The sequence below is a fragment of the Streptomyces sp. NPDC059142 genome, assembly GCF_042755665.1.
GTDB lineage: Bacteria > Actinomycetota > Actinomycetes > Streptomycetales > Streptomycetaceae > Streptomyces.
The window spans coordinates 25370-33961 of sequence record NZ_JBHZDA010000053.1 but is presented as its reverse complement, the minus strand read 5'-3'; the positions used below and the strand labels follow the sequence as shown (position 1 = coordinate 33961).

The window sequence follows — 8592 nt, the reverse complement described above, 5'->3', positions numbered from 1 at the left end:
CGGGGGGGGGGGGTGGGTGGGGCTCTCGGGCAACCCCCCGGGCGCGCGTCGCCCCCGCACCCCCCCCCCCCCCCGGTCCGCGCTCTACAGGTACTGACCGGTGTTGGCCACCGTGTCGATCGAGCGTCCGGTGTCCGCGCCCTGCTTTCCGGTCACCAGGGTGCGGATGAAGACGATCCGCTCGCCCTTCTTGCCGGAGATACGGGCCCAGTCGTCCGGGTTGGTGGTGTTCGGCAGGTCCTCGTTCTCCTTGAACTCGTCCACGCACGCCTGGAGGAGATGGGAGACCCGAAGGCCCTTCTGGTCGTGGTCGAGGAAGGCCTTGATCGCCATCTTCTTGGCCCGGTCCACGATGTTCTGGATCATCGCGCCGGAGTTGAAGTCCTTGAAGTAGAGGACTTCCTTGTCACCGTTGGCGTACGTGACCTCCAGGAAGCGGTTCTCCTCGGACTCCGCGTACATCTGCTCCACGACGGACTGGATCATCCCGTGGGCCGCGGCCTCCTTCGAGCCGTTGTGCTCGGAGATGTCGTCCACGTGCAGCGGCAGCGTGTGCGTCAGGTACTTCGCGAAGATGTCCTTCGCCGCCTCCGCGTCCGGACGCTCGATCTTGATCTTCACATCGAGCCGGCCGGGCCGCAGGATCGCGGGGTCGATCATGTCCTCGCGGTTGGAGGCGCCGATGACGATGACGTTCTCCAGGCCCTCCACACCGTCGATCTCGGCGAGGAGCTGCGGGACGATGGTGTTCTCCACGTCCGAGCTGACACCGGACCCACGGGTACGGAAGAGGGATTCCATCTCGTCGAAGAAGACGATGACGGGGGTGCCCTCGCTCGCCTTCTCCCGGGCACGCTGGAAGACCAGGCGGATGTGGCGCTCGGTCTCACCGACGTACTTGTTGAGCAGCTCGGGACCCTTGATGTTGAGGAAGTAGCTCTTCCCCGCCGGACGCCCGGTGACCTCGGCGACCTTCTTCGCGAGGGAGTTCGCCACCGCCTTGGCGATGAGCGTCTTGCCGCAGCCGGGCGGACCGTAGAGCAGGATGCCCTTCGGCGGCCTCAGTTCGTGTTCCCTGAAGAGGTCCGGGTGGAGGTACGGAAGCTCGACCGCGTCCCTGATCATCTCGATCTGGCCGCCCAGACCGCCGATCTTGTCGTAGTCGACGTCCGGTACCTCTTCGAGGACCAGCTCCTCGACCTCGCTCTTGGGAACCACTTCATAGACGTAGCCGGAGCGCGGTTCGAGCAGCAGGGCGTCGCCGGGGCGGATGGTGATGTCCAGCAGCGGCTCCGCGAGCCGCACCACCCGTTCCTCGTCGGTGTGCCCGATGACCAGGGCGCGCTCGCCGTCCTCAAGGATCTCCTTGAGGGTGACGATGTCCCCGGCACGCTCGAATTCCATGGCCTCGACCACATTGAGCGCCTCATTGAGCATGACTTCCTGGCCACGCCGGAGCTCGTCGAGCTCGACGCCCGGACTGACATTCACCCGGAGTTTTCGGCCCCCGGTGAAAATATCGGCCGTGCCGTCCTCATTGCTCTGCAGGAAGACCCCGAAACCGGCCGGCGGCTGTGCGAGCCGGTCGACTTCTTCCTTGAGGGCCACGATCTGGTCGCGGGCCTCACGCAGCGTATTGGCGAGCCGCTCGTTCTGCGCGGACACACCCGCCAGGTTCGTCTGCAACTCGACGATCCGCTCTTCGAGAATTCTCGTATGCCGCGGAGAGTCGGCGAGCTTACGTCGCAGGACGGCGATTTCCTGCTCGAGATAGGCAACCTGGCCGGCTGGGTCTTCGGACCCCCGCCCGGGCCGGATGCCGCGGTTGATGTCGTCGTCGTGGGCTGCCACGGTCCTCACCTCCTCCAAGGGGAGCTGGACGCTTCCTGACCCTACCTGGGTGGGTGATGATTGAAACCCCTAGATCACAAAGACTGTCGGGGTGTGACCGATCTTCACCCTTGCGCTCTCCCTCACGCCAGGGGAATACCCACCCTGGAACATCGGAAAGCGGCCGGTTGTATCGTCGAAGCGGTCAACACCCGTCAGGGCTGGCGCGACTTACCCCGTCACGCGCCGTCCGACGCAGAAAAAACGGCAGGAGAGATGACCGTGCAGCAGGAGGCTCCCACCGAAGGCGTCACCGAGACCGGTGAGCCGCTGGAGGTCTGGATCGACCAGGACCTCTGCACCGGCGACGGGATCTGTGCCCAGTACGCGCCGGACGTCTTCGAGCTGGACATCGACGGCCTGGCCTATGTGAAGAGCGCCGACGACGAACTGCTCCAGTCGCCGGGGGCCACCACGCGCGTGCCGCTGCCGCTCCTCACCGATGTGGTGGATTCGGCCAAAGAGTGCCCGGGCGACTGCATCCACGTACGCCGGGTGGCGGACCAGGTAGAGGTGTACGGGCCGGACGCCGCCTGACCTCCGTACCGCGGAAGGCACCCGGAGCGAGCGGTCAGCTACTGCGCGCTTCGGGTATCTCCGTGCGCAGGAACGCGCCATTTTTCCACTGCCAGGAGACCTGTTCCTCCTGGTCGGGGCAGCAGCGTGGCACGGAGGCCGCCGAGTAGCCGAACAGAGTGGCCAGGATCACACCGTCATGGACGGTGAGATCCGGCCCGACGGTCCATTTGTCCCCCGGGTCCACCAGCGTGGCCACGAGCCGGGGCTCGTCCCCCTCCGCCCGCGTCAGCACGTACAACCCGCTCGGCGGAGTGCCCACGCCCGAGTCGCAGCGGACCACCGCCACGGTCTCCGGGCTGCCGTCCCCGTCGAGATCCCCGGACGCCTTCTGGGCGACGACCGTGCCCACCCTTCCGCCGCACTCCAGGGGAAAGTCGACACCGGCGGGGTCGGGGGCGGGCAGCGCGGCCCGCGCGGCGGGCTCAGCGGCGTTTCTCAGCCCCTTCCGGTCCGTCTGGGAGGCGGTGGCGGGACCGGGCTGGAGCAGACCCGCCAGCGCCACGACGGCCGCCATCGCGGTGGCCGTGGCGAGCCAGTGGATCGGGCGGGGCCGGGTGTGCGCGAGGTCCGGCGCGTCGGAGATCTGCACGCGGAGTGTCTCCTGTGAAGGCGGTGCCGGTGAGTAACCAACGGTGTGTGAGGGAGTCAGCATCGTGCCACACGTCACAGGGCGGCGGAACAGCGGGGTACGTAAGCCCAACGTAAAGATGCCGCCGCCCAGTTCCCCCGTACGGAGCGGGAACCGGGCGGCGGCAGCGTCGTGTTGAAGGCCCCCGGGGAGCGTCTAGCGGGCGGCTCCGCCGCTCGCGCTGCCCGGACCGGTGTAGTCGTCGCCGTACGCGCCCTTCGCGGGGCGGCGGCGCCGCAGCGGCGGCTCGACACCGTCCGCGAGGCGGCGCGCGGTCACCAGGAAACCGGTGTGCCCGATCATCCGGTGGTCGGGCCGGACCGCCAGCCCCTCCACGTGCCAGTTACGGATCATCGACTCCCAGGCGGCCGGCTCGTTGAACGTGCCGAACTCCCTGATCGTCTCCACCGTACGCGCGAGTTGCGTCGTCGTCGCGACATAGGCGCACAGGATGCCGCCGGGAACCAGCGCCTTGGAGACCGCCTCCACACACTCCCACGGGGCGAGCATGTCCAGAATCACGCGGTCGACATCCGTGTCCGACAGGTTGTCCTGAAGGTCACCGACCGTCAGCGTCCAGGCGGGATGCGGCTCGCCGAAGTAGCGCTCCACGTTCTGCCGCGCGATATCGGCGAAGTCCTCACGCCGCTCGTACGAGTGGAGCATGCCCTGGTCGCCGATGACCCGCAGCAGGAAACTGCTGAGCGAGCCGGAGCCCACCCCCGCCTCGACGACCCGGGCACCGGGGAAGATGTCGGCGAAGGCCAGGATCTGGCCGGCGTCCTTCGGATAGACCACGGCGGCACCGCGGGGCATGGACAGGACATAGTCGGGGAGCAGGGGACGCAGCGCGAGATAGGCGACGTTTCCCGTGGTACGGACAACACTGCCCTCGGGAGCACCGATCAGCTCGTCATGCGGGAAGGACCCTTTGTGGGTGTGGAAGTTCTTCCCGGCTTCGAGCGTGAAGGTGTAGTGGCGTCCCTTGGGGTCGGTGAGCTGAACCTGGTCCCCGACCTTGAAGGGGCCGCGACGTCGGGCGGCACCGGTCGGTTCGGACATGTTCGAAGCTTAGCTGTATTTTTTTGGGGCTCGGTTCGCCTCCGGGGCGCTGCAAGTCGGCGCCGACGGTCGACCGTGCTCGGTTCGCTCGCCGCAGGGTCGGGGGCGCCCAGGGGCAGATGATGCGGTGCCGGAGTCCTCGGCCCGGCGCCTCGCCGGGCCGGCGAGTGAGCCGAAGGGGCGCGCCGCTGTCGAAAGGGAGAGCGCGCGCAGGCCCCGAGGAACGAGGGGCCGAGCACGGTCGACCGTCGACAGGGGCATAAAGCGCCCCGGAGGCGAACCGAGCCCCAAAAAGACGCGAACCGAGCCCTCAAAAAGAAGGCGCCCGGGATTCGTAGGGGGTGGAGAGGACCACCGTGGTGCGGGTGGAGACGCCGGCCAGGGAGCGGATGCGGGTCAGGAGGTGTTCGAGTTCCAGGGGGGTGGGGACGCGGACCTTGAGGATGTAGTTCTCGTCGCCCGCGACGCTGTGGCACGCCTCGATCTCGGCGATGCCGGAGAGGCGTTCCGCGATGTCGTCGGGGGCGCTGGGGTCGAAGGGTTTGACCGAGATGAACGCGGTGAGGGGCAGGCCGACCGCTTCCGGGTCGACGACGGCCGCGTAGCCGCGGATCACTCCGCGCTGCTCCAGGCGGCGTACGCGCTGATGTACCGCCGAGGTGGACAGGCCGGTGGCCTTGCCCAGGTCGGTGTAGCTCATGCGGCCGTCCTTGACGAGCAATTCCACGATCTGACGATCCAGCTCCTCCATGCGGATCAACCTATTGCCCCGGGGGCGTTCCGGCACAGCCGGAGGGGCGTCCGGGCCGGTCGGAGGGGCCGGTTCCGCGCGCATCTGCGGGTGGCATGTGACGAAGACCACACACCCGTGGCCGGGTCTGCCGAGACCTTACGGTTACCTGGCTCGCGCGACGGGAAGTGCTTGCTGTGGTCGAGACCACAGCAGCCTGGTCGGCCCACCCGAGGGGGAATGTCTCCATGCAGAGCCTGAAGCGCGCCGGACGTACCGAGCCGGTCCCCGTCGACCTCGACGAGAGTGACGAGATCGACTCCTACGACACCTTCGAGATGTACCGGGTCGTCTGCCCGGACTGCGTGCAGCCGATCGCGCTGCTCGCCGACGAGGACACCCTGCCGGAGCACGCGCTGTGCCCCACCCCGTGGAACCCGTTCGTGCTGTCGGTGTGCGCCGGTACGGGCCGCGCCGCTTCCGAGGCGCGGCCCGCGGACTCCTCGTACGAGGCGCAGGAGCAGGTCACCGGGCTGCTGCTGACGCTCCCCCAGGGGCTCGACTGGCGTACGCAGCCCTTCTCGCACGTCGGCGGCCCGGGCTCGCGCCCGTTCAAGGTGCCGGCCGTGCAGCGCGACGCCGCCTGAGGTTCCGTCAGCGGGTCTCCGGACCCGCGAGATGGCGGGCGATGACCATCCGCTGGATCTGGTTGGTGCCCTCGACGATCTGCAACACCTTCGCCTCGCGCAGATAGCGCTCCGCCGGGAAGTCGGCCGTGTAGCCGTAGCCACCGAGCACCTGTACGGCGTCGACGGTGACCTGCATGGCCATGTCGGTGCAGAACAGCTTGGCCATGGCGGCCTGCGAGGAGAAGGGCCGGTCCGCGTCGCGCAGCCGTGCCGCGGCGAGGTAGAGGGCGCGTCCGGCCTCGATACGGGTCGCCATGTCGGCGAGCAGGAAGCGCAGCCCCTGGAAGTCCGCGACGGGTCTGCCGAACTGCCGCCGTCCGGTGGCGTACGCGACGGCCTCGTCCAGGGCGGCCTGGGCGACGCCGACGGCGCAGGCGGCGATGCCGAGGCGTCCGGAGTCGAGCGCGGAGAGCGCGATCGAGAAACCCTGGCCCTCCTCGCCGATCCGGCGGTCGTCGGCCACCCGTACGCCGTCGAAGTGGAGTTGGGCGGTGGGCGAGCCCTTCATGCCCATCTTCTTCTCGGGCGCGGCGGCATTCAGTCCGGGCGCGTCGCCGGGCACGAGGAACGCGGTGATGCCGCGGGCGCCGTCGCCGCCGGTCCGGGCGAGCACGGTGTAGAAGTCCGCGATCCCGCCGTGGGTGATCCATGCCTTGGTGCCGGTGAGGACCCAGTGGTCGCCGTCGCGTACGGCCCTGGTGGTGAGCGAGGCGGCGTCGGAGCCGGAGGCCGGTTCGGAGAGGCAGTACGCGCCGAGCAGACCGCCGCCCAGCATCGCGGGGAGGAGTTCGGTCTGCTGGTCCTTGTTGCCGTAGCCGGCGAGGGCGTGGCAGGCGAGGGTGTGGACGCTGGCGCCGAGGCCCACGGTGAGCCGGGCGGCGGCGAGTTCCTCAAGCACCTGGAGGTAGACCTCGTACGGCTGTCCCCCGCCGCCGAGGGCGGTGTCGTACGGGAGGCCGAGCAGGCCGGAGGTGGAGAGCAGTCGGAAGAGTTCGCGCGGGAAGTGCCCGGCGTCCTCCTCCTCGGCGGCCTTCGGGACGATCTCCCGCCGGCTGATGTCGCGTACGAGGGCGACGAGGTCCTGGGCCTCCTCGGTGGGCAGCAGACGGTCCACCGGTCGTGGGGCGCGGTCGGACATGGCGGCGCTCTCCTCCCTGTCGGGCGCTGAGGCGGTCGCGCGCGGGTGTGGGCGGGCGCCGCCGGCGTGGGGTCCGGGGAGGTCCCCGGACGGGTCGTCCTTGCCTCGCCGATGCTGCCCTCCCGGATCGCGGCAGGGACTGATCGGTTGCTGTGGCGCGTTGAGTATGCCCGATCGGAGGGCGTGCGTCACGGGCTCATGATCACGCGACAGGTGTGGTCACGGGCGGTACGGGACCGGATGCGAACCGGCGCCGCGACGGCGGTTAATTGGTCCGCACCATTGACCCCAGTGGTCTAGTCCTTCTAACGTCCCCTTCTGAAGCCGCTTCACCAGTCCCTTCCAACACGCCTGGCATTCCGGCCCAGTCGGCGACGTGGCAGGCCCTTCCCCCCACCCGTGCTTCCTGCTTCCTCTCCCCCACGAGGAGACTCCATGTTCAGGCTCCACCGTTCCCGTGCCCGTTTCCGGGCGCTGACCGCCGCCGCGTGTACCGCCGTTCTCGGCGTGACCCTGCTCTCCGGGGCGGGCACCGCCACGGCCGGCGAGACCACCGCGGCCCCGGCCGCACCCGCTGCCGCGCCCACCGCGGCGGCCGGGGACAAGGTCATCGGATACTTCACCAACTGGGGTGTCTACGACCGCAATTACCACGTGAAGAACATCGAGACGTCCGGCTCGGCCGACAAGCTCACGCACATCAACTACGCCTTCGGCAATGTGACCGGTGGCAAGTGCGCCATCGGCGACTCGTACGCGGACTACGAGAAGGCGTACACCGCCGACCAGAGCGTGGACGGCGCCGCCGACACCTGGGACCAGCCGCTGCGCGGCAACTTCAACCAGCTCCGCAAGCTCAAGGAGATGCACCCCGGTCTCAAGGTGATCTGGTCCTTCGGCGGCTGGTCCTGGTCCGGCGGCTTCGCCGAGGCGGCGAAGAACCCGGCGGCGTTCGCGCAGTCCTGCCGCGATCTGGTCGAGGACCCGCGCTGGGCCGATGTGTTCGACGGGATCGACATCGACTGGGAGTACCCCAACGCCTGCGGGCTGACCTGTGACACCAGCGGCCGGGACGCCTTCAAGGACATGGCGGCGGAGCTGCGCGGCGCGTTCGGCTCGGACCTGGTGACGGCGGCGATCACCGCCGACGGCACGGACGGCGGGAAGATCGACGCCGCCGACTACGCGGGCGCCGCGCAGTACCTCGACTGGTACAACCCGATGACGTACGACTTCTTCGGCGCCTTCGCCGCGCAGGGCCCCACCGCCCCGCACTCGCCGCTGACCTCGTACGCGGGCATCCCGACGCAGGGCTTCGACTCGGACACCGCGATCGCCAAGCTCAAGAGCCTCGGCGTCCCGTCCGAGAAGCTGCTGCTGGGCATCGGCTTCTACGGGCGCGGCTGGTCCGGCGTCACCCAGGCGGAGCCGGGCGGCACGGCCACGGGCGCGGCGCCCGGGAAGTACGAGGCGGGCATCGAGGACTACAAGGTCCTCAAGGACCGCTGCCCGGCCAACGGAACGGTCGGCGGCACCGCGTACGCCTTCTGCGGCGACCAGTGGTGGAGCTACGACACCCCGGCCACGATCGCCGGGAAGATGGCGTACAAGAACCAGCAGGGTCTGGGCGGCACCTTCTTCTGGGAGCTGAGCGGGGACACCGCGAACGGTGAGCTGATCAAGGCCATCGACTAGGACGTCGACCAGGCCGTCGCATGACGGAGGACCCCGGGAACGCGCCGGGGGCGGGGCGCCCGATCGGCCCCCCCCCCCCGCGGCCGGGTGGCCCCGGGCCCCCCGCCCCCGACCCCCCGGCCCCGACCCCCCGCCCCCCACGCCAGGGTCGTATAAACAAAATACGCGGGCCCCGGGAGTT

General features: G+C 69.3%; 8 protein-coding genes. 3 read left to right on the top strand and 5 right to left on the bottom strand.

Annotation, left to right across the window (positions count from 1 at the left end; all coding sequences use genetic code 11):
* Positions 1 to 84: 84 nt before the first annotated feature.
* Positions 85 to 1851: a proteasome ATPase gene (gene arc, locus ACFXPK_RS19930; RefSeq protein WP_384999955.1), complete on the bottom strand. Its 1767-nt coding sequence runs from the start codon at positions 1849 to 1851 to the stop codon at positions 85 to 87.
* A gap of 255 nt (positions 1852 to 2106) precedes the next feature.
* Here arc and ACFXPK_RS19925 point away from each other — a divergent pair, with 255 nt between their 5' ends.
* Positions 2107 to 2427 (top strand): ferredoxin, encoded by a 321-nt coding sequence (locus tag ACFXPK_RS19925; RefSeq protein ID WP_329824485.1) that lies wholly within the window; start codon positions 2107 to 2109, stop codon positions 2425 to 2427.
* 34 nt (positions 2428 to 2461) lie between these two features.
* On the opposite strand, the gene ACFXPK_RS19920 is transcribed toward ACFXPK_RS19925, so the two are convergent.
* The 3 genes from ACFXPK_RS19920 to ACFXPK_RS19910 all read right to left on the bottom strand — a co-directional run bounded on the left by ACFXPK_RS19920 (position 2462) and on the right by ACFXPK_RS19910 (position 4910).
* Positions 2462 to 3058 carry a hypothetical protein gene (locus ACFXPK_RS19920; protein ID WP_384999959.1) on the bottom strand — a complete coding sequence of 199 codons (597 nt, stop codon included), beginning with the start codon at positions 3056 to 3058 and terminating at the stop codon, positions 2462 to 2464.
* A 195-nt stretch (positions 3059 to 3253) separates the two neighbouring features.
* Positions 3254 to 4159, bottom strand: a complete 906-nt coding sequence (locus ACFXPK_RS19915; protein WP_384999962.1) for a tRNA (adenine-N1)-methyltransferase — start codon at positions 4157 to 4159, stop codon at positions 3254 to 3256.
* Positions 4160 to 4469: 310 nt separating this feature from the next.
* The gene (locus ACFXPK_RS19910; protein WP_385004436.1) at positions 4470 to 4910 is read right to left on the bottom strand and encodes an Lrp/AsnC family transcriptional regulator; all 441 of its coding nucleotides are present in this window, start codon (positions 4908 to 4910) and stop codon (positions 4470 to 4472) included.
* Positions 4911 to 5137: 227 nt separating this feature from the next.
* On the opposite strand from ACFXPK_RS19910, the gene ACFXPK_RS19905 reads away from it, so the two are divergent.
* On the top strand, positions 5138 to 5536 hold the full coding sequence (locus ACFXPK_RS19905) for a hypothetical protein (RefSeq protein WP_385004438.1): 399 nt from the start codon (positions 5138 to 5140) through the stop codon (positions 5534 to 5536).
* Positions 5537 to 5543: 7 nt separating this feature from the next.
* On the opposite strand, the gene ACFXPK_RS19900 is transcribed toward ACFXPK_RS19905, so the two are convergent.
* Complete coding sequence (locus ACFXPK_RS19900) at positions 5544 to 6716, bottom strand: acyl-CoA dehydrogenase family protein (protein ID WP_385004440.1); 1173 nt, start codon at positions 6714 to 6716, stop codon at positions 5544 to 5546.
* 435 nt (positions 6717 to 7151) lie between these two features.
* Here ACFXPK_RS19900 and ACFXPK_RS19895 point away from each other — a divergent pair, with 435 nt between their 5' ends.
* Entirely contained in the window at positions 7152 to 8411 is a 1260-nt protein-coding gene (locus tag ACFXPK_RS19895; RefSeq protein ID WP_385077139.1) for a glycoside hydrolase family 18 protein, read from the top strand.
* Positions 8412 to 8592 lie beyond the last annotated feature (181 nt).

What these genes read in the sequence shown, in the direction of transcription:
- ACFXPK_RS19905 (WP_385004438.1), top strand. Translation starts at nt 5,138, where the DNA reads ATGCAGAGCCTGAAGCGCGCCGGACGTACCGAGCCGGTCCCCGTCGAC.
- ACFXPK_RS19910 (WP_385004436.1), bottom strand. Translation starts at nt 4,910, where the DNA reads ATGGAGGAGCTGGATCGTCAGATCGTGGAATTGCTCGTCAAGGACGGC.
- ACFXPK_RS19915 (WP_384999962.1), bottom strand. Translation starts at nt 4,159, where the DNA reads ATGTCCGAACCGACCGGTGCCGCCCGACGTCGCGGCCCCTTCAAGGTC.
- ACFXPK_RS19925 (WP_329824485.1), top strand. Translation starts at nt 2,107, where the DNA reads ATGACCGTGCAGCAGGAGGCTCCCACCGAAGGCGTCACCGAGACCGGT.
- ACFXPK_RS19900 (WP_385004440.1), bottom strand. Translation starts at nt 6,716, where the DNA reads ATGTCCGACCGCGCCCCACGACCGGTGGACCGTCTGCTGCCCACCGAG.
- ACFXPK_RS19895 (WP_385077139.1), top strand. Translation starts at nt 7,152, where the DNA reads ATGTTCAGGCTCCACCGTTCCCGTGCCCGTTTCCGGGCGCTGACCGCC.